The 21,083-nt window shown below is 54.1% G+C and carries 17 protein-coding genes; 9 read left to right on the top strand and 8 right to left on the bottom strand.

Going from position 1 to position 21,083, the window contains the following annotated elements; genetic code table 11:
- The first annotated feature begins 238 nt into the window (after nt 1–238).
- The 3 genes from VA597_RS03560 (at nt 239) to VA597_RS03550 (ending at nt 3,193) form a co-directional block, all read left to right on the top strand.
- On the top strand, nt 239–700 hold the full coding sequence (locus VA597_RS03560; RefSeq protein WP_326975191.1) for a PaaI family thioesterase: 462 nt from the start codon (nt 239–241) through the stop codon (nt 698–700).
- Between the two features lie 281 nt (nt 701–981).
- Nucleotides 982–2,667, top strand: a complete 1,686-nt coding sequence (locus VA597_RS03555; protein ID WP_326975190.1) for an AMP-binding protein — start codon at nt 982–984, stop codon at nt 2,665–2,667.
- Nucleotides 2,657–3,193 carry a hypothetical protein gene (locus VA597_RS03550; protein ID WP_326975189.1) on the top strand — a complete coding sequence of 179 codons (537 nt, stop codon included), beginning with the start codon at nt 2,657–2,659 and terminating at the stop codon, nt 3,191–3,193. The genes VA597_RS03555 and VA597_RS03550 overlap by 11 nt, the downstream gene beginning before the upstream one ends.
- Before the next feature lie 2 nt (nt 3,194–3,195).
- On the opposite strand, the gene VA597_RS03545 is transcribed toward VA597_RS03550, so the two are convergent.
- The 7 genes from VA597_RS03545 to VA597_RS03515 form a co-directional block, all read right to left on the bottom strand.
- The gene (locus VA597_RS03545; protein ID WP_128741688.1) at nt 3,196–4,107 is read right to left on the bottom strand and encodes a LysR family transcriptional regulator; all 912 of its coding nucleotides are present in this window, start codon (nt 4,105–4,107) and stop codon (nt 3,196–3,198) included.
- Nucleotides 4,108–4,258: 151 nt separating this feature from the next.
- Entirely contained in the window at nt 4,259–5,131 is an 873-nt protein-coding gene (locus VA597_RS03540; protein ID WP_326975188.1) for a shikimate dehydrogenase, read from the bottom strand.
- A 176-nt stretch (nt 5,132–5,307) separates the two neighbouring features.
- Nucleotides 5,308–6,069, bottom strand: a complete 762-nt coding sequence (aroD, locus tag VA597_RS03535; RefSeq protein WP_128741686.1) for a type I 3-dehydroquinate dehydratase — start codon at nt 6,067–6,069, stop codon at nt 5,308–5,310.
- Between the two features lie 56 nt (nt 6,070–6,125).
- Entirely contained in the window at nt 6,126–6,998 is an 873-nt protein-coding gene (locus tag VA597_RS03530; protein ID WP_128741685.1) for a shikimate dehydrogenase, read from the bottom strand.
- Between the two features lie 269 nt (nt 6,999–7,267).
- Nucleotides 7,268–8,581: an MFS transporter gene (locus VA597_RS03525; protein ID WP_128741684.1), complete on the bottom strand. Its 1,314-nt coding sequence runs from the start codon at nt 8,579–8,581 to the stop codon at nt 7,268–7,270.
- 48 nt (nt 8,582–8,629) lie between these two features.
- Nucleotides 8,630–9,850 carry a CaiB/BaiF CoA transferase family protein gene (locus VA597_RS03520; RefSeq protein WP_326975187.1) on the bottom strand — a complete coding sequence of 407 codons (1,221 nt, stop codon included), beginning with the start codon at nt 9,848–9,850 and terminating at the stop codon, nt 8,630–8,632.
- A gap of 68 nt (nt 9,851–9,918) precedes the next feature.
- The gene (locus VA597_RS03515) at nt 9,919–11,112 is read right to left on the bottom strand and encodes an acyl-CoA dehydrogenase family protein (protein WP_326975186.1); all 1,194 of its coding nucleotides are present in this window, start codon (nt 11,110–11,112) and stop codon (nt 9,919–9,921) included.
- 380 nt (nt 11,113–11,492) lie between these two features.
- Here VA597_RS03515 and VA597_RS03510 point away from each other — a divergent pair, with 380 nt between their 5' ends.
- The 6 genes from VA597_RS03510 (at nt 11,493) to VA597_RS03485 (ending at nt 19,211) form a co-directional block, all read left to right on the top strand.
- Nucleotides 11,493–12,620, top strand: coding sequence for an acyl-CoA dehydrogenase family protein (locus tag VA597_RS03510; RefSeq protein WP_128741681.1), 1,128 nt, complete (start codon nt 11,493–11,495; stop codon nt 12,618–12,620).
- Nucleotides 12,621–12,693: 73 nt separating this feature from the next.
- Entirely contained in the window at nt 12,694–14,706 is a 2,013-nt protein-coding gene (locus VA597_RS03505; RefSeq protein WP_326975185.1) for an NAD(P)/FAD-dependent oxidoreductase, read from the top strand.
- Nucleotides 14,707–14,814: 108 nt separating this feature from the next.
- On the top strand, nt 14,815–15,345 hold the full coding sequence (locus tag VA597_RS03500; RefSeq protein ID WP_326975184.1) for a tripartite tricarboxylate transporter TctB family protein: 531 nt from the start codon (nt 14,815–14,817) through the stop codon (nt 15,343–15,345).
- Nucleotides 15,346–15,368: 23 nt separating this feature from the next.
- Entirely contained in the window at nt 15,369–16,910 is a 1,542-nt protein-coding gene (locus tag VA597_RS03495; RefSeq protein ID WP_205703197.1) for a tripartite tricarboxylate transporter permease, read from the top strand.
- Between the two features lie 72 nt (nt 16,911–16,982).
- Nucleotides 16,983–18,038, top strand: coding sequence for a Bug family tripartite tricarboxylate transporter substrate binding protein (locus tag VA597_RS03490; protein ID WP_128741678.1), 1,056 nt, complete (start codon nt 16,983–16,985; stop codon nt 18,036–18,038).
- Nucleotides 18,039–18,200: 162 nt separating this feature from the next.
- Nucleotides 18,201–19,211: an MBL fold metallo-hydrolase gene (locus VA597_RS03485; protein ID WP_326975183.1), complete on the top strand. Its 1,011-nt coding sequence runs from the start codon at nt 18,201–18,203 to the stop codon at nt 19,209–19,211.
- A 98-nt stretch (nt 19,212–19,309) separates the two neighbouring features.
- Here VA597_RS03485 and VA597_RS03480 read toward each other — a convergent pair whose 3' ends face one another.
- Nucleotides 19,310–20,767 (bottom strand): FAD-binding oxidoreductase, encoded by a 1,458-nt coding sequence (locus VA597_RS03480; RefSeq protein WP_326975182.1) that lies wholly within the window; start codon nt 20,765–20,767, stop codon nt 19,310–19,312.
- Between the last annotated feature and the right edge of the window lie 316 nt (nt 20,768–21,083).

Here is a 21,083-nt window from a genome sequence, read left to right as displayed (position 1 = left end):
CGGGCCACAACAGGTCCTTAAGAAGGATTGCAGCCGCAATTTCGGAATGCAGCGACAAGATTTTGAAATTAAAAGGCTATAAAACCGGACTCATAGGGAAAAATTATAGCTATTTTTACAATGCGCAAAAACTCCGATCATTTGCCGCTTGCTTTATTCCCGTGTTTTATTATAGAATAATTTATAAATCCACGCTTCTAATCAACAGCGAATTGCCAAATGCAGAAAAGGATGACTGATGATGGCTTTTGACAGAACAAACGGCGGCAAACCCTGGACGAAAGAATCCTGGGACCGGTATCTTCATCAAAAATTCAACACGGAAGAAAACTACCCCCTTCTCTCCGATATCAACCTGACCCGCCTCGGCGACGGCATGGCAGAGGGCGAGATCCTCCTCTCCCATAAGAACCGGAACCTGCACGGGTTCTGCCATGGCGGAGCGCTCAGCACTCTCGTCGATGTGATTTCGGCGTTCTCCTGCTTCAGCCGCGGGCTCGACGTGACCACGGCAACCATGAATCTTCAGTTTTTCCGGCCGGCCGGCGGCGACAGGCTCATTTGCACCGCAACGCCTGAAAAGGTTGGAAAAACTCTGTGCAACGTGCGGGCGGTCATCCGGGACGAGTCCGACACAGTCGTCACTGTGGCCAGCGTTCTGCTGTATGTTCTGGACCGGATCGAAATCACCCCGGCTTGAAATGAGGCGTCATCGCGCCGGGTCCGGAAGGTTAAGAGAGAGTACTGCACAATCATGCAGTGCTCTTCTTCTATATATAGTATACGGCATCATCTTCCCCAAGTTCCGGATAACCGGAAGCAAATCGATCTACCGCAGAAATGATAGTTTTTCCCTATGCTTGCTTCGATATAAATAGCACAAAACGATACATTATTTTCACCATGATCATTGTGTATTTTGTACATCTTATTGTATAATGATAACAGTTTAAAATGCCCAGAGAGGAGCGGCGGAAATAGATGACAGACAAGGGAAAGGTCAACGGCCGTCAGAAAGAACTCTACTACAAAAAGGGGTACTGGACCGCGCGGACGCTGCTGGACTGTTGGAACGACGCCGTTGTTCGATTCGGGGATCGTGAATACATTGCAGACGACCGCGGGTTTCGGTACACATACCGAGCGTTGGATGAGAAAAGCGGCAGACTGGCGGCATACCTTCTCTCCGCCGGCATCTGCCCCGGGGATGCCGTTTCCTTCCAGATTCCCGTTTGGAGCGAATTCGTCATCATCACGGTCGCCTGCCTGAAGATCGGCGCAATTGCAAACCCTCTGTCCCCTTCGTTTCAGGCGGAAGAGCTATCTGAGATCTTTGACCGCGTTGGAACCAGGGCATACTTCTGCCCCACGGCCTATAAAGGCGTGGATTACACGGTACTTGCGCGGCAGATGTACTCCCGGCATCCGGGCATCCGCGCCGTGATCCAGGTGGAGGAAACTCAGGGGACGGCCGCTGCCGGTTACCCAACCCTTCGAAAAATTGTCGATGTTCCCCAGAACATGGACACGCTGCGCGGCGCCGGTCCCGTTGGAAGCGAATCGGTCGCTGCGGTGATCTGCACGTCCGGTACGGCCGGCGCCAAAAAATGCGCCATGCTGACCCACAATAACCTGATCTTCTGCGAACAGGGGTTCAACCGGGCGGTCGGGGTCACTCCGGAGGATATTATGTTTATGCCGGCTCCATTGTACCACGCCACCGGTTTTGCGCACGGCGTGCTGGCAACCATGCTTGCAGGCGCAGGGCTTGTGCTCGAAAAGAAGTTTTCCGCCGATGATGCCGTCGGGCTGATCAACCGCGAGCGCTGTACCTATTCCATGGGAACCACCACGTTCGTATACGATATCCTCAAGTATCTCCAGTCAACCAGGAAGCAAATGCCGACTCTTCGGCTATTTATGTGCGGAGGCGCCCCCGTGCCGTCCTATCTTGTCAGGGAAGCATCTAAACATGGGATCCGCCTGTGTGAATGCTACGGCTCCACGGAGAGTATTCCACACACATTGATCCGGCCGGCCGAATGGTCCGCAGAGATCAAGCCCTCCGCCGGCCGACCGATCGACGGAATTGAAGTCCGCATCATCGGCCGGGACGGAAGGGACGCCGCGGACGGCACCGAAGGGGAGGAATGGTCCCGCGGTCCCAACGTTTTTGTCGGCTACATGAACGATCCCGCCGCCACAGAAAAGGTTCTGGACGACGAGGGTTGGTTTCACAGCGGAGACATCTGCACGCGCGATCCGGAAGGGAATATCCGGGTCGTGGGCAGAATGAAAGACGTCATCATCCGCGGAGGAGTGAACCTGAACGCAAATTCCCTAAACGAAAACGTGCTCCGCTGTCCGGCCGTCCGGGACTCCGCCGTGATCGGTATGCCGGACCCCCGGCTCGGAGAAAGGATCTGCGCATTTGTGGTGCCGTCCGATCCGGCCAAGCCGGTCACACTGCAAATGCTGACGGATTTCCTGCGCAAATCCAACGTCTCCAAGTATGCCTGGCCAGAACGGGTGGAAAATATAGACGCGATTCCAATGACGGAATCGGGAAAGATAAAAAAGTATCTGCTCGCGCAGGAACTGGCCCGCCGAACGGGGCGGGATTCCCACGGGCAGATGCAGGCAAGGAGTTCAAACGATGCCGGATAAGAGATTTGGGCCGAGGCGTGCTCGGGAAACCAGAAAGCCGGAACCGATCTGCGGCGATCCGCAATTTTTTCTCTGCGAGTCATGCGGCAGCGTCTTTCAACTGATCGGAACCGCGGACGCGGAGGTGCGGTGCTGTTCCGCGCCGATGAAAAAACTGCAGCCGGTCCCATTGGAAGCCGGCTGCGGTCTGATGATCGATTATGAGATTGTCGGCGGGTTCAATGAAAACGCCGTCAAAGTGACCTGGTCCTCCAGCACGGACGCGCTCGCGCCCGAATGGATCTGCCTGAAGACTTTTACCGGCGGGCAGCTGAAATACATCCCGCCGTCCAAGCATTCCATTGTGTTCGCCCTTGCCGACACCGACGCCTATTGCTACTGCGACGAGGACCCCTGTCTGGAATGCACGTTTCGCTGCAAGCGCGGCTTCGCTCTCTTCGCCTGGAACAGAGAACTCGGGCTGTTGCAGGTTCCCATGGATAAGATGAAAGCGCCGGCTCCCCAGGGCAGCAGAAAGTCGCCGTAACCTCAGCCGTTCTCAAGCCTGTATTCCTCCGACACCAGCGTATCAAGGTGGGACAGCACAAAGTCCATAAAGCGCTCCGTCGGCCGGTTGATAAAGTGCTTTGAATTATACGCCATGCAGACTTTCCGGAACCCCCTTGGAACATCGGAGAAATGGATCCTCACCAGATTCGGATACTGGCTGAGCCAGACGGTGTTGGCAACGATGCCAACGATCGGATTCATTTGCACGCTGGCTCCTATGGAGCCTTCCTCCATAAAAGGCTGTTCCGCCTTCAGGCCGTTTTCAGCCAGGAGTGTGCCCACATCCCTGCCGATCTGAATATCCGGGCGATAAGTGATCAGATTATAGCCCGCCAGATCCCTGAGCGTGATCGTTTCGCATTTTGCCAGCGGATGCTGTTGATTCACCAGCGCCAGGATCTCCTGCTCCAGAATCGGAGTAAACCGCAGATCGGGATCTTCCACCTTCGAGCAGAAAGCGATATCGTAGATTTCCGACTTCAGGCCTTCAATCGCCACCGCGGTGGGGGTTTCAAAAACGTGGAAAACCGTCTTTTCGCTCACAGACTCGCGATAGGAATACATCGCGCGCGCCATGAATCCAACCAGCAGCGTGGCGATACAGCCGATTTCAATCGTCCCTCCGATATCCTTAACCTGTTCCTGGATTACATTGACGCCCTTGTCAAGTTCGTTGAGCGACGCTGAAACGTATTGATAAAACTCCTGTCCGTATTGGGTCAGCCTGATATTGCGCCCGTTCTTCAAAAACAGCCGGACGCCAAGCTCCGATTCCAGGGAAGAGATTGCCTCGCTCAGGCTGGGCTGCGTGATATAGAGTTCCTTTGCAGCCTTTGTATAGTGCTGAACCTCTGCAAGCTTCTTAAAATAATACAGTTGAGACAAATTCATAAAAGTCCCTCTTCCCGTCACCACGCTAAACACCCGAAAAATAGAAATAATCTCTACATGATAAAAATCATCTCTATTTATTATAACAAATAGAGGTGATTTTTACAATGAGCCGATCTTAACTTAGATAATATTTGGATAGGGGCATTGGTCAGTTGTCGAAGAATTTTTTCTGAATTTCCTCGACGGGCATAGCTTTTCCGGTGAAGATCCGGTACGCCGCTTCACCCTGGCGGACAAGCATGCCGATCCCGCCGATTCCAAGACAGCCGGCGGCTTTTGCTTCCCGGATCAGCCGGGTCTCACGCGGATTGTATACCGTATCCGCAACTGTAAGGCCCTTGTGGAATACGCCGGCATCCGGGATCGGCGTGGACTGTTCCTGCGGGGCCATGCCGACGCGGGTAGCGTTTGTCAGGATCTGGCTGCTTGCGATCTCCGCGCTCAGTTTATCCTTATCCGCCAGATCAAGGACGCGGACGGTGCAGCCGGGAACTTCGCGGTTGACCAGCTCCGCGTGCTTCTCCAGATTTCCCATGAAAGAATCCCTGATGTTGAAGACGGAGATTTCCTTTGCGCCGGAGAGCGCGCACTGGACCAGGATTGCCATGCCGACCCCGCCGCCGCCGATCAGCGTGATTTTCTTTTCCGCGACATCGACGCCGTGCGCCTTCAGATTGTTCACATAACCGATCCCATCGGTATTGTGTGCGATCCATTTTCCATCTTCGCATACCATGCAGTTGGTTGCGCCGATCAGCTGAACGGCTTTGGTGCACTCGTCCGCATATTTCAACGCGGCGCTCTTGCACGGCATCGTGACGTTGATTCCTTTGAAATGAAGGGCCTTGACCGCGCTCATTCCGGCGTCCAGCGTATTGAGGTCGATATCGAACGCGAGATAAACGCAGTTTAACCCGTCTTTCTCAAAACAATAATTATACATGGCCGGCGAACCCGAGTGTCCCACCGGCGAGCCGAGCAGCCCGAATGGCACTGTATGGCCGTCAATCCAGTCTCCCATGATGGAAAATCTCCTTTATGCGTAATTTTTTATATTCCCGCATTTGCCCTGACGCTGGTAAAATAGACGCAAAGCCGCAGACTATCCCACCAGCACCCAGGATAAAAGACGAAACGGGCTCCTCCGTAAAAGCGATACTCTAGCTCTCAGGAAATGAACCCCCGTCATCGGGGCCCTTACAGGCTGTTGTGCAGGAGGTGCAGTGCTCCGTAAAGATCCTCTGCGCCGATCTGACCTGGCGCCGAGGCTGTTTTGGTTGCGCCGAAAGTCAGCGCGGAGCCAAAAAGTTCCCCTGACAGGCGTGAAATCACACCAGGGCCGGACATGGACATCGTGATAATTGGCCTGTCGGCATATTTCTCCGACATAACGGCAGTGGCCTCAAGCAGTTCCAGAACGTCCAGTTTGGATTTGGGCATAACCGCTATCTTTGGGATATCGGCCCCCAGATCCTGCATTTTTCTTAACCGGTAGAGGATTTCATCTTTCGGCGGAGTTTTTTCAAAATCATGGCTGGAAGCCACGACTTTCACGCCTGAGCGGTGAGCGCTTTCGACAAGTTTTTTCATCACTTCATCACCCTTGAACAACTCGACGTCGATCAGATCTACAACTCCGCTCGCCGCTGCTTCCTGATTGATCCTGACATAGGACTCCGGGTCGACCGGCCGGTTTCCGCCTTCCTCCGCGGTACGGAATGTAAACAGAAGGGGAAGCTCTTGAACAACAGGAGCAAGCTCTCGCAGTACTTCTTTGATCTTTTCGATATCGTCGGCGTCTTCAAACCAGTCCACGCGCCATTCGACAAGATCCGCATGGTACTGCTTGAGACCTTTGATTTCCTCGACAATATCCTTTTTGGTCCTTGCGACGATCGGGATACAGATTTTCGGGATTCCATCACCGAGAACAACGTTTTTTACAGTAACTGTTTTCATATGGCTTACTCATCCTTTCACCATTTTGGCTAGGATTGACAGCAATCAGCCGCAGCTTAATAATGGATATTGAGGACTTCTTTTATATAATCGATCGGCATTTCTTTCCCGGTCCAAAGCTTGAACGCGGCGGCACCCTGATATAACATCATTCCCAGGCCGTTCATTGTTTTGCATCCGACCTCTTTCGCCATTTTCAAAAGCGCGGTTTCTGTCGGAGCGTAAACAACATCGGTAACGATCAGGTCAGGGCGCAGGAAAGACTGATCCGGGATATAAGTCCGGCCTTCCAGCGGCTTCATACCTACGCCTGTCGCATTGGCAAACAGGGGGCTCGACGCAATTTCGGCTTTTAGATCGTCAAGGTCCTCCAGCCTGTGCAGTGTTGCCTTACATTTCGTTTTCTCATTGATTGTTTGAACATTATGCTCGGCTCTCGGCCAGAATTTATCGTTTGCATTGAAAATGGACATCTCAGACACGCCGTCGAGCGCAGCCTGCACCTCGACCGCAGTTGCCGCGCCGCCGGCTCCGACAATCGTCATCTTCTTTCCTATGATATCGATGCCGGCGTCTTTGAGCGCGGTCATATAACCGATACCGTCTGTGATTGTTCCCGTCAATACGCCATTGTCGTTGATGACGGTATTAACCGCTCCGCACATTTCGGCGGCAGGAGTCAGTTTGTCGAGATATTTGGAAATAACCGTCTTGTTTGGCATCGATACGTTAAAGCCGCGTACTTTCATCGCGCGAAGGCCCTTCACAGTATCCTCCAGAGTATCGTTGTCCACCTCAAACGCCAGGTAGGCATAATCTAGACCTAATTTTGCAAATGCTTCGTTGTGCATTTTCGGAGAACTGGAATGGCGGATCGGATAAGCGATCAGACCAATCAGTTCCGTATGTCCGGTAATTCTTTCTGCCATGATATATCTTCTCCTCTCTTTAATAAAACAGATTTTGAAGTATTTAAGCTATGTCTTGTTTTTGCTGAGAACAACTTACAGATTCCGGCCTTTTTGCGGCAAAAGTCGAGGAAAATCTTTCTTAGCACGTTCTGTAATGACGGCATAAAATCCCAGGGAAGCTTCCCCTGAGATTTTATGCCTTTCGTTGGAATTCTTCAAATTTTAACGAGAAACGTCAATTTCCGACCAGACCCAAACCGCTATCGCGAAAAGAAAGCTGATCGAAATTAATCGTCTCCGCCGGCTTTTGACATGACGCTGACGCCGAACCACTTCTTATAGTTAACACTCAGATAGATCATGAAGAAGAGTCCGACAACAGCCATGCCGAGATTGAGCAGTAAGCAGGATACCGTAGCAGAGGCCTCGGAGCTTGAACCAATCAGCCAAGATTGAATATAGGGAATAGCGTAGGATGCAGCCCCCATAAATGTGTAGTAAATACCGAGGTTTCTGCCCTTGTTGCCGGGATGGAATTCCTGCATGAGGGAAACGCCGCACTGCAGGGCGCCGCCGGCAGCAAACAGGCCGATCATGAAGGTGGCAAGGTAAACCATGGCGGGAACGCGGACGATACAGACCAGGCCATAACCCAACACAGAACCGGCAAGATCAATCAGCAAAACTTTCAAAGTGCGCCAACGTAATTTTGCCATAAAGAAGCCCCAGACAATGACAGCAATCAGTGAACCGGCGGTATAGACACTGGTCAGCCCGGCGGCGCTCATGTCGCTCATTCCGACAACAACCTTGCCGAACGCCTTGATGTATTGCTGTGCAGAGTACATGGTAGCCATAGCGATAAATCCATAAACAGCGCAGCCGACAACGACGAATTTGGGCGGGGTGGATTTGAAGCGGGCAGCGGCCTTCTTGGCATCCGCATCGAGAACGTGCTTCTTTTCGGCAAGCTCCTTTTCATAAGCAGCTTTGGCTGCCGGATCCGTTTTGCGACGTTTCATTTCCTCATCATAAGAGAACGGGGTAATAATTGCGATAAGGAAAGTAAGAACAGACAAAATAAGTGGAATAATGATTCCCATCTTCCAATTACCGGCCTGCGTCAGGGAAACGACCAGAAGCGGGTACATCAGGCCCGACACGGAGATAAACCCTTTGATCAGGATCAGCGCGGTGCCGGGGGCCTTTACCCAGCTTTCCTGCACGGCGGGATAGCTGGCTCCGTCAAAGCAGGAAGTTGCGGCACCCAAACCGAAGGCACAGACGTTAGCAACCACAACGTTGGAAGTAACCAGCAGGCCTAAGAAACTGAGCACATAGGCCAGGGCGCCGACAAATACCATCGGTTTGCGGCCGATCCTGTCTGAAATTTCACCGCAAACCCATACGGATACGAACTTGCCGAGACCGGTGAAAGCGATGGCTGCGCTGACTGCCGCCGCACCGGCATCGGCGTTTGTGAATCCCCATTGAGTATAAAATGAAACCTTGTTTTGACTAAGAACCAAAGCCTGGATGCCTTGGGTAAAGTAAGCCAAATAAACGGTAGCTAAAACCCACAAGTACTTTTTTGCTTTCACGTTCTCATACTCCTCTTCAAAATTAAAAATCGTCGGTAATTCCAGCGGTTATTTCAGCGCCTTCTTGCCTTGAACGGCGCCTTCGGTCAGGTATTCCCTGATTTCGCTTTCGCTGTACCCGATTCCTTTCATCACTTCCACGGTATCGGTCCCCTGCGCGGAAGAAACTTTGTAGCTCGGTTCGGCGTAAGAGCCGAATTTAACCGGGTTGGTCGCAATGCAGCGCTCGCCGGACGGGCAGTCCAGCTTCGTCATAACCCCGTTCGCCCAGACCTGCTCATCTTCGTACATATCGAGAGGCTCGTAGCATGCTTCGCAGGGAACGTCATTCTCCTTAAAGATTTTCAGGATCTCGGCGCGGTTAAACTGACCGATCGCCTCATCAAAAATCTTTACGACCTCTGCGTTCTTATGTAAAGCATTCATGTGGTCGCAATTCGAATAATCCGGATGGCCGACAAGATCCCCGCGGCCGATGAGCTTCATAACCTTGTTGTAGTCCCGGTCGTACTCGGGGGCGCACATCGCGATCAGCTTGTCATCTTTGGTGCGGTAGACATTGTTTGTGGGGCAAATGACCTCAAAACGGCTTTTGGGGTATTTGTTGCCATACTGGGCGGAAACGACGGCGGTGCTCAGCATGAAGACGGCCGCGTGATGCAGGCTGACCGTAACCTTTTCGCCCCGGCCGGTGCGGGTCCGGTTGAACAGCGCCGCACTGATGCCGGAGGCAACGCACATGGAAACCTGAAAATCGCCGTAGCCGTTGGTGGGAATCATGGGGGCGTCGCCCTTGTTCACAGTTGTTCCGAAAACGCCGCCGCGGGCCATATAGCAGGTCACGTCGAATCCGGCGGAATCCTTTTCAGGACCCTTCTCACCGTAACCGAGGCACTGTGCCCAAACGAGTTTCGGATATTTTGCGCTCAGCGTCTCATAGTTCAGACCCAGCTTGGCCAGAGACTTGCTTCGGATATTTGTGATGAACACATCGGCGTCCGCAAGGAGCCTGTGCATGACTTCAAGGCCCTTTTCGGTCTTAAGATTCAGGGTGATGAAGCGCTTGTTCATATTGGACATGTCAAAGCCGAGGTTCTCATCGTCCTCATACGGCATTCCGAACACCGCGCCCTGCGTGCGTCCGGGGTCGCCCTTGGGCGACTCCACCTTGACCACGTCCGCTCCCCACTCGCCAAGCACGCGGGCAGTGGTCGGCGCAGCCAGAAACGTCGTCAGATCAACAACCCTGACTCCTTCCAAAGGCTTCAATGGAATCACTTTCTTTCTTTGTTGTTTGCCCAGATGCGGGACGCCGCCCAGGGCGGCGTCCCCGAAGCTCAGACGGTCCGGTATCCGTTGTCCTTGTAGGAAATAACGCCGCCGTTCTTCTCCAGGCCGCGGAATGCAGTCAGGCGCTGGACCGTGCGCGGGCCTTCCTCCAGCCACATGGCGCGGCAGTCGCGGTACAGGCGCTCGGTAGGGCCGTACTCGCAGTCCTCGAAGTAGCCGATGCCGCCGAAGATTTCCAGCATGGCGTCGGAAACCGTCTTCACGGTGTTGATGCTGTGCAGTTTGCACATTGCGGCCTTCATTTCAATGTCGCGGCCGGCCTCGTAGTCCTCGGCGAAATCATAAATCATCAGGCGGAGGGCATGAATTTCGGTTCCCATGTCGGCAATGGTCTGCTGGATCGCCTGGCGCTTGATCAGGGGCTTGCCGAACGTGACGCGGTCTTTTGCGCGTTTGATCGTCATTTCCAGCATTCTCTGCGCCATGCCAAGGTTGCTGACGGCGATATGCGCGCGGGAAACAGCGAGCGAGTGCATCGCAATCTCAAGGCCCATACCCTCTTTGCCCAGCAGAAATTTCTTGTGGACGCGCATGTTGGTGAAGCGCAGCCCGGCATGGCCGGCGCCGCGGCAGCCCATCATATGGGGCATCGGGACGATCTCGTAGCCGGGGGTATGAACATCCACAAAGAACGCGGACAGACGGCTGTCTTTGTCGGAGGTGGGGTCCGTGCTCACAATGAGATAGGTAAAATCGGAGCAGTCCGTATGGGAAATCAGGGTCTTTTCCCCGTTGATGACGTAGTAGTCGCCGTCTTTGATCGCGGTGGTATGAACGTCGGCGCCGGTTCCGCCGGTTTTTTCCGTCAGGGCGAAGTTGGAGTAAACGGTCTTATCCTGAAATTTGTCCATATACTGGGCTTTCAGTTCATCGCTGCCAAAGTCGTCCAGAATGCGCCAGTCGAGGTCGGCCGCATGATGAAGATGCATGCGCATGCCGCCGGGGCCGCGGGAAAACTCTTCCTGTACCATCAGGATCTGCTTCTCGGTCAGGCCGAACCCGCCGTATTTTTCGGGCAGTGCAAAACGGTACAGATCATTTTTGATTGCAAGATCGTAAAATTCCTGAGGGAACTTGTTCGTGACCTCGATTTCTTTCTGCATCTCGTCGAACGGGCCCTCGGCCAATTCACGAATCTGCTTTAGGTACGCCTGAAATTGCTCATCGCTCAATTTGCTCATTTTTTACCTCCTAAAATGAATGTGAAAATTTTAACCCAAAGGTGTGTGCGTATGGACTGCGCTCACCGCAACCCATGCTTTGATCAAAAAAGCAGACATACAGTGTTGTTAAAATGCTGATTCTGTAAGCTGTAGCGCCTGATTTTTTGTTTATTGTAGCATCAATTCTTCTAAAATACTAATCGGAAAATCCTGCGCTTTAGTAGGAACCTATAGGACTTATCTATCGCTACCCGTTTTCAATTGTTGAAACCAATGAAACGTGTTATATTATAAACAAAGTCCAGCAGGTCCAAAAAAAACCGGTTTTACTGCGCCCGCTTTGTACGAATTGTCTATTTCCCATCGCTTTAGTTTTTTTAGGAAAGGATGTTATCAAAATGGCTCTGCTTTATACTGATGAGCAAACTGAACTGATTGAAATGGTCCGCGACCTGGCGGAAAAGGCGGTCAAACCTCATGTCGCGGAATGTGACGAAAAGGGCGAATGCCCCGTCGAACTGTTTCAGCCTGCTCTCGATATGGGTCTGCATATGGCGGAAATCCCAGAGGAGTACGGCGGAATGGGCCTCGACTTTGAAACGACCGCAATGCTTTTCGAGGAGCTGGCCAAAGTCGACGCCGGTTATGCCGACACTCTTGTAACGAATTTCGTAGCATTCCGAAACGTTATGCTCTATGGAACCAAAGAGCAGGCGCAGTATTTCGCCGATGTGCTTTCCTCTGGAAAGTTCGCCTGCTTCGCCATCACGGAGCCCGGCGCCGGTTCGGACGCGGGCGCCCTGCGCGCAACCGCGGCCAAAGAGGGAAACGACTACATCCTGAACGGCACCAAGACCTTTGCCACCAACGGCGCCTGCGCTTCCCTGTATGTCAGCTTTTTCCGGACGGAAGAGGGCATTACGGCTTTCCTGATCGACCGTGACACCCCGGGTTTTTCCGTCGGCGCCCACGAGAAAAAGATGGGGTTCCGCCTTTCCAACACCACCGAACTGATCTTCGACAACGTCCGCGTTCCCGCAACGAACATTGTCGGTGAAAAAGGCAAAGGCCTTAAAGTCGCCCTCGGCGCCCTGAACATCTCGCGCGCTTTCGTCGCTACGCTGGCCGTGGGCATCATGCAACGCGCTCTGGACGAATCCGTGGCCTACGCCAAGGAGCGCAAACAGTTCGGGCAGCCTATCATCAAATTCCAAATGGTGCAGTCCATGCTGGCGGATATGGCCATCAAGACCGAAGCCTCCCGTGTCCTGGTCAACAATACCATGCGTCTGCTGGACAAGGACGAACACCGCGACCTGCGCATGGAAGGTTCCATTACCAAGACATTTGTAACCGACGCGGCGCAGGAGGTTACCTCCAATGCGGTTCAGATTTTTGGGGGCTACGGCTACAGCCGCGAATATCCGGTGGAAAAACTGATGCGCGACGCTAAGATCTTCCAGATCTTCGAGGGCACCAATCAGATCCAGCGGATGACCATCGCCAAAATCCTTGAAAAGAAATAATCAGGCCTATCAGCACACCATCCCGTACTATTTCCAGGTTTCATGATTTTTAAAATTAGGAGATGCCGTTGTCATGGAAGGTTGTTCCTTTCCGGTCCTTTTCTCACCTCTTAAGATAAAAAACTTGACGATTCAGAACCGCACTGTTATGATGCCTATGGGAACAAATTTTGCCTGTGCGGATGGCTCTATCAGCCGGGAACACATGCGTTACTATATTCAAAGAGCCAGGGGAGGCACCGGACTGATCATTGTCGAGAACGCCAATGTCTCCTTCCCCGCCGGCTCCAACGGAACAACCCAGCTCCGTTTGGACGAGGATCGTTTCATTCCCGGCTTCTTTGAACTGTGCGAAGCCCTTCACGCCCAGGGCTGCGCCGTTTCCATTCAGCTCAATCATGCGGGCGCTTCCGCCCGCTCTTCCCGGATCGGAATGCAGCCTGTTTCCGCATCCAGCCGCCCCAGCAAGCGGGGGAATGAAATCCCCCGTCCCCTGACTGTGGAAGAGATTCAGAAAATCGTGAAGGATTTCGGCGCGGCTGCGAAACGGGCGCAGATTGCGGGATTCGACAGCGTGGAGATTCACGGCGGGCATTCCTATCTGCTCAGCCAATTTCTCTCTCCCACCACCAACGGCCGCACGGATCAATACGGAGGCACTCCCGAAAACCGGGCCCGATTCCTCCGCGAGGCCGCCGAAGAGATCCGCAGCCAGGTCGGCCCGAATTTCCCGGTCATGCTCCGGCTGTCTGCGGACGAATTTGTCCCGGGCGGAAACACTCTGGACGACACTTTGGAATACCTAAAGTATGTCGCCGGCCTGGTGGATGTATTCAATGTATCCTGCGGCCTGAACGACTCTTTGGAATATCAGATCGATTCCTGCTTCCGGCCCGACGGCTGGCGCTCCTACATGGCGCGCGCGGTCCGGGACCGCTTTGGAAAACCCACAATCACCATGGGCAACATCCGTGATCCCCAGGTGGCGGAGGATATTCTGGAGCGGGGCGACGCAGACCTGATCGGACTGGGCCGCTGCCTGATCGCAGACCCCGATTGGGCCTGGAAAGCGAAAAACGGGAAAAAGGATGAGATCCGCAAATGCATTTCCTGCAATATCGGCTGCGCGGGAAACCGGATCGGAAAGAACCGCCCTCTGCGCTGCACGGTCAATCCGGCGGTCGTGGAGGGGGACGCCTACCGCAGCCGGAAGGTCTCACGCCCATGCAACGTTGTCGTGGCCGGCGGCGGCACGGCCGGGTTGGAAGCCGCCTGCACTGCCGCCGAAGTCGGCTGCACCGTTTCTCTTCTGGAGCAGTCCGATCATCTCGGAGGCCACACGACGGACCTTGTCCGGCTGCCGGATAAGGCGAGGATCGGCGACTTTACAGCCTATCTGATCCGCCGGGCTTCCAATCTCAAAAATTTGACCGTGCTCCTGAACACTCCGGCAAGCACCGGAAAGATCCGTGATCTGCGGCCGGACGTCATTGTCAACGCCACCGGCTCCGTTCCGGTCCTGCCGAATATCCCGGGCCTGCGTGAAACGACCGATCAGGAGGGCAGTCCGATCCATACGGTTTTCTCCATGATCGATCATGTGGACAGCTATCCGGCGGATATGACCGGGAAAAAGGTCGTGATTGCCGGCGGCGGAGCGGTCGGATTGGATATGATGGAATTCTTTGCGCAGCGCGGCGCCGAGGTGACGGTTGTGGAACTGCTGCCCGCCCTTGGCAGCGACCTTGATCCGATCACCAAGGTATGCGACAGTAACATGATGGAAAAATATAAAGTGCGGCAGCTGACCGGCACCAGACTTTTGGAGGTCCGGAAAACGCAGTTTCTTGTGGAAACGGATGGGAAGCAGTCTGCGCTTCCGCTGGATTATGGATTCATCTGTCTGGGAATGCGCCCTTATGCGCCGGTACTGGACGGGCTTCGCTCTGATTTTTCCGGCTCCGTGGAAATTCTCAATATTGGCGACAGTCTGAAGGCCGGCCAGATCATCAGCGGCGTTCAGGCGGGGCGCAACGTCCTGCTGACATTGGAACGGCTCGGATTTCTGGCCCCGGACCACACCTGATCCGGCATGTTTGAATCGGTACGCGCTTTCTTGGAAACAATATAGCGCGGAAGCATACATAGAACTTTCAAGCTGCCGGGGAAGGTTTTAAAAGAAGGGAGGAGTATCATGGAAAACAAGGAAATAGAAGCGGAGGCCGCGGAGCGGGAAAAGGACAGCGCCGCAGTCAAGCCGGGTGACGAGGGCACCCCAAAGCATGCTCCGGGTGAAATTTGGCTTCTGGGACTGATGTTTCTCATCACTTTGGCGCTGTTTGTCGATTCGCTGAAGCTGGAGGGCATTTTTACCGGTCTGACGAACCCCAATTCCCTGCCTCAGCTCTTCATTTTGGCGATATTCTTCCTGATTATCCTGGTGACGTGCGGAATCCTGTTCCGGGATAAATTCAGGGAGCGGGGATTGAAAGAGGCCGTCAGGCATGTGGTTTCCAGAGACGTGATCGTCCTGCTGGCTATGGTTCTGGCCTATGGGGTGCTGCTGCCGTTTGCGCATTTTACCGTGACCTCTTTGGTCTTTCTTTTCGGCACGATGTACCTGCTCGACCGCAGAAAACCGCTTCATAAGGTTTTTATTTCCGTGGGCGTGGTAGCGGCCATCCTGGTGATCTTCCACTATCTCATGCAGGTCGTTCTGCCTTAATTTTGGAAAGGAGCGATGCGTCCATGGCATCTCTGGCATCTTTATTCTCCGGTTATTTCAACGGCTTTGGTGGATTTTTTACAGCTTACACTTCCATCACGATGATTCTCTGGATTGCAGTGGGCGTTTTCCTTGGAATTTACATCGGCGCGATTCCCGGACTCTCCGTGACGATGGCGGTCTCACTGCTGATCTCCTTTACCTTTTCCTGGGATACCAATCCGGCCCTGGCGCTGATGATCGGCGTCTTCACCGGCGGCGTATACGGCGGGAGCCGCTCCGCGATCCTGCTGAACATCCCCGGGGCCCCCGCGGCTGTGGCGACGGGCTTCGACGGATATCCGCTGGCCCAGAAGGGAGAGGCGGGGACCGCGATGGGACTGAGCACCACCGAATCGGTGCTGGGCGGATTCGTCGGACTGCTGTGCCTGACGCTGCTCTCTCCCCTGATCGGCCGCCTCGCCATCAATTTCGCCGCCCGCGATTATTTGCTGCTGGCGATCATGGCGCTGTTCCTGGTTGGCTCCCTGAGCAAGGGATCCCTGCCGAAGGCGCTGATCACCGCCTTTTTCGGCGTGGTGGTCGGAATGATCGGAATGGACTCCGTCACGGCCCAGCCCCGGCTGACGTTCGGCATCCCCAGCCTCCTGGCCGGCATCAATTTTGTCGTGGTCATGATCGGCCTGTTCGGCATGTCCGAGGCCCTGTACCAGCTGCATTTTAACCTGAAGCCGGTGAAGCAGCAGATTCAGAGAATTCTGCCGGACTGGAAAATCATGAAACATTATATGCCCCTTGCGATGCGCTGCTCCGCGCTCGGAACGCTCGTGGGGGCGCTGCCCGGCACCGGCGGGGACATTGCGGCCCTGATCGCCTACGATCACGCCAAGCGCTCGGTAAAGAATCCCAACCGCCCCTTCGGCGAAGGGGCCTATGCCGGTGTGATCGCTCCGGAAAGCGCCAATAATGCCGCCATCGGCGGCGCGTTTATCCCCATGATGACGCTCGGGATCCCCGGCGACTCGGTCACGGCGATCCTGATCGGCGCCCTGACCATCCACGGCATCCGCCCGGGTCCGCTCCTGATGCAGGATCAGCCGGAGTTCTTCTGGACGATCGTCGGCGCTCTGATTCTCGCGAACTGTTTCCTGCTTGTTCTCGGCCTGACGGGCATCCATCTTTTCTGCAAAGTGGTCGAGGTGCCGAAGCATGTCATTATTCCCGTCATTGTAATTCTGTCGGTGATCGGCAGCTACTCCATCAACAACAGCGTCACGGACATCTACTGGATGTTTTTCTTCGGAATCCTCGGATATCTCTTTAAAATGCACGATTTTCCCGTCGCAACGATGGTGCTCGGCATTATCCTGTCCAACATTCTCGACACCAACTGGCGCAGGGCCATGAATATCGCACACGGCCAGTTGGGAGAATTCGTCGCCGGTTTCTTTACTCATCCGATTTCCCTGATTCTTCTTCTGTTCGTTATTTTTATAGCGATTCCCAAAAGCACTAAGCAGCGGTTTTTGGCCCTATTCCGCAAAAAAAGCGCCACAGAAAGCTGAAAGGCGGAAGAGGGCGGCGGGACCGGCCCGCAATCCTTTACTGAACCGGTGAAACTTTAGGAGGGGTAAAATATGAAAAGAATCTTGTCCATCATTCTGGCATCCATGACAATCCTTATTCTTGCGACGGGCTGCAGCGGCACAACGGGCGGGGGCAACGCAGCGGGCGGAAACAGCACCTATCCCGATAAAGGCAAAAGCATCAACGGGTTCATCGCCTGGGCAGCCGGCGGCGGTACCGACAACGTCATGCGCACCATTTGCCCGCTGGCGGCGAAGAACCTCGGCACGACCATTGTTCTTACCAACAAGACCGGCGGCACCGGCTATATCGCGACAAAATATGTCCACGACCAGCCTGCCGACGGATACAACCTTCTGCTGAACGCGGAGAATCCGCCCCTCTATAAATTGCTCAATCTGGGTGACATCGACTACAGCAATTATATTCCCGTTATCGTTTTGGCAAAAAACGTGGGGATTTTAGTCGTTCCGGCCGACTCGAAGTTTAACTCCTACCAGGACCTGATCGACTACGCCAAGGCCAATCCGGGCAAACTGAACGTCGGAACGACCGGTGTGGGCGGCCTGCCTTTTAACTGCTTTGCGCTGACCTGCATGGTCGAGGGGATTAAATACAACTCCATTACCTATGATGGAGACGGCACGCTGCAGCCCGCTCTGATCAGCGGCGAAGTGGACGCTTCTGTGATCGCGCAGTCCGCCGCCATCCAGTACATCGCTACCGGGAAGATGAAAGCCCTCGGAGTCTATACCAACAAACGCTGTGCAAACAAAGAGCTTACCGACGTTCCGACCCTGGAGGAATGCAACAGCAAGTATAAAGGAATGCTGGACAACTGGGGGCCATTCTATGGAGCGTTCGTCAAGGAGGGGACTCCGGACACCGTAGTGAAAGCACTTCAGGACGCTTTCTACAAGGCTTATCAAACCGATACCTTCCAGAAATTCTGTCAGAACCTCTCCCTGCAGCCTCTGGGTTATACCGGCGACGAGGCGGACACGTTCATCGAAAAATGGCAGTCCATGACCTGCTGGACCCTGTACCGCGCGGGAGCCACCACCAAATCACCCAAGGATTTCAATATTCCGGAACCCTCCGTCTGATGGGCTTGGAAGCGTCGCCATTTTCTCCGTCCTGATCCGGAACAGACCGCAACTCCGGAAAAAAACTGGCATGTCCTTTTTCCGTCGGGGTATCCCGTGATGAAGATCCGGGGTATCCCTTCTTTTTCATCGGAGCCTGCGCATCAGGCGCCACAGCATGAAATGAAAGCTGGAAACATAAACATGATCGCCAAAGTATTCGACGGAATCTATCGTATTCCGGTCAATCTGCCACGAAATTCGCTCAGGGTCCTGAACAGTTATTTCATCCGAGGACGGGGTGATGAGCGGAATCTGCTCATCGACACCGGATTCAACATGGACGAATGCCGGTCTGATTTGCGGGACGGGCTCAGGGAACTGAACGCGGACGTGTCCAAAACCGACCTTTATCTGACCCACATGCATTCCGACCACAGCGGCCTCGCCGCGGATTTTGGGGCTGCCGGCGCTCATATCCTTATGGGAAAAACAGATTACAGCCTGCAGCAGAATTACAGGCATGACAAGACATGGCGCGAATGTTTCCCGGAGTACGTCGGCCTGGGCGCTTCCGATGAGGAAATGGAAGCCATCATGGCCAGCACGCCCGCGTGGAAATATATTTCTCCCCCTTTTCGGGCCGAGTTGCTTCAGGACGGCGATTCGCTTTTCTATGGCGGTTATCAGTTCACCTGTATTTCCACGCCCGGCCATACGCCGGGCCATCTCTGCCTTTACAATGCCGCGAATCGGCTGATGTTCCTGGGCGATCACGTCCTTTTTGACATCACTCCAAATATCACCTGTTGGCCGGGAGTGGAGGACAGCCTTGGAGACTATCTGGAAAGCCTGAGAAAAATCGCCGCTTACGACGTGCGGATCCCCCTTCCAGGCCACCGCACAACCAGAGGTATGTCCATGGCTGCCCGCGTGGAGCAGCTTCTGGCACATCATGAAAAACGGCTGGAAGAAACGCACTCCATTCTCGTCCGCCGGCCTCAACAGACCTGTTATGAAACCGCCTCTCAGATGTCGTGGAAGATCAGGGCGAAAAGCTGGGCCGATTTTCCGCCCGCGCAGAAAATGTTCGCCCTGGGGGAAGCAAAATCCCACTTGGATTACCTTGTTCACAAGGGAAAAGCCCGATGTGTGCCGGGGCCCGGCGGGCACTGGCTGTACTCTGCGGTTTAAAACGGGACTTGCCGGGATTTTCGGGGATCGGCAGCTCCGCGTTGAACCTTCACGCCGGCCCGCTCGGAGCACTGGCGGATGGCCGCGGCAAACGGCTTTCAGCCGGTGTGGTTCCCAACATAACGAAAACCGCGATAAGCCGCGTCACCCGGCGCTTTCGCCGGGACTTCATCCCTGTGATTTTCGGGGATCCGCACCTGGAACGGCGGCTCGCCCCGGAGGTCCTGCGGGAATGAGAAAACATGATCCGGGTCGTATTTCTCCTTGATCCATTCCAGCCTGCGGACATGCGTTCCATAATACTCTTCCAGATAGTTTGGCAGTCTGCTGTAAGGAAAATTGACATAGGAGCCCGTTGTCACGAACGCGAGAGCAGGGAAACGGTCGTTTACCCAGCTCCTGTTCTCATTGGCAAACCGGTTTTCCTCCCAAACGGTTTCCAACCAGATGATAAAGTGCGCCTTTCGGTAAAAAAAGGCCGTCTCGTCCGTTGAAATTTCGCGGACTCTGCCGCCGAGCGCATACAGGGACAAACCCGCAAAGACTGAGCCTTCCGCACGGCTGCGGATCAACCCTACGAGCCCTGAAATCTCCCGCCTGCTGAAATCATGAAGCACAAAACGGCTTGCGGACTGGAATTTTTCAAAAGGAGGGTAAGTGTTGCCGATCATGGTAACCGCTTCAAGAAACGTTATAAACTCAAAGCTGGATTCCGCCCCGGCAAGTTCGAGAAACGGCTTCATCATTTGCCTTGCCTCGTCCGGCCCGCCGTAAAAGATGCCCCTCGCCAGCATCGCAAGGCCGTCGTTGACGGAGTGATACACTCTCGCGATCAGCGTAATCCTGGGGTCGGCGCTTTTCAGCCATTCCTGCCAGATCCCAAGAAATTCCTCCTGCTCTCCAGAGGTTACATGAAGGTAGTCGATTTCGATCAGGGTTACGTTCCCCGTCTTGGGAGGAAGCCTGAATGTCATCGACACGACAACACCGAAATTTCCGCCTCCGGCCCCCCGGCAGGCCCAAAACAGGTCCTCGTTGCAGGTCCGGTTCGCCTTGATGATGTCACCTTTGAAATTCACCAGCTCAATCTCCTCAAGGCTGTCGCATCCCAGTCCCAGAAACCGGCAGGAGAGTCCCCATCCTCCCCCCAGAGCGTAGCCGCCGACTCCAACCGTCGGGCAGGTGCCGCCGGGAAAAGGATAACCTTTCGAAGACACGAATTCATACACCAGTTCATTGGTCACGCCGCCCTGAACATACAGAAGATTTTTGTTCTCATCCAGGTCCATGTCAATCATCTCGCTCACGTCGATGATCAGAACGCCGTCGCCGTTCGAGTAGCCTTCATAATTGTGGCCGCCGTTGCGGATCCGAATCGGCATATGATATTTTTCCGACCAGATCACGGCGTTGGCGACATCCCATTTATCGCGGCAGTAATTGATGATCAGCGGGTACTGCTGAATGGCCTGATTGTAGTTCTGCCTCGCCTCGTCATAGCAGGGATCTTCCAGTATGACAACGCGGCCGGTAAGGCCGCAGAGATTATAGTTCAAAAAGAAGGACCTCCTTTATACGAAGATATACCGCGATTCACAGAATTGTGCCTTCCGGCCAATTGGGCCGCCTCAGAAAAGCATCAGTACAAAATATGAGAATGATCCCTCTCCGGTTCTAAGGCATGCCCGTCCGGGGGCATGTACGAGCGAGGGCATTTTTTTATTTATGCACGAAAAATGCGAAGTTCAGATGGCTCTCTGAAACTTCGCATGAAACTGGAATTCTGATTGCAGAATCAATTTATAAAGTACGCAGGAGATTAGGCTTGTATCCGAGCAGCCGGACACTCGCAGAATATCGCGATAGGAAGTC

Source organism: Caproicibacter sp. BJN0012, assembly GCF_035986805.1.
Classification (GTDB): Bacteria; Bacillota; Clostridia; order Oscillospirales; family Acutalibacteraceae; genus Caproicibacter.
Note: the sequence above shows the minus strand (reverse complement) of the source record. Positions and strands in the feature narration are given on the sequence as shown.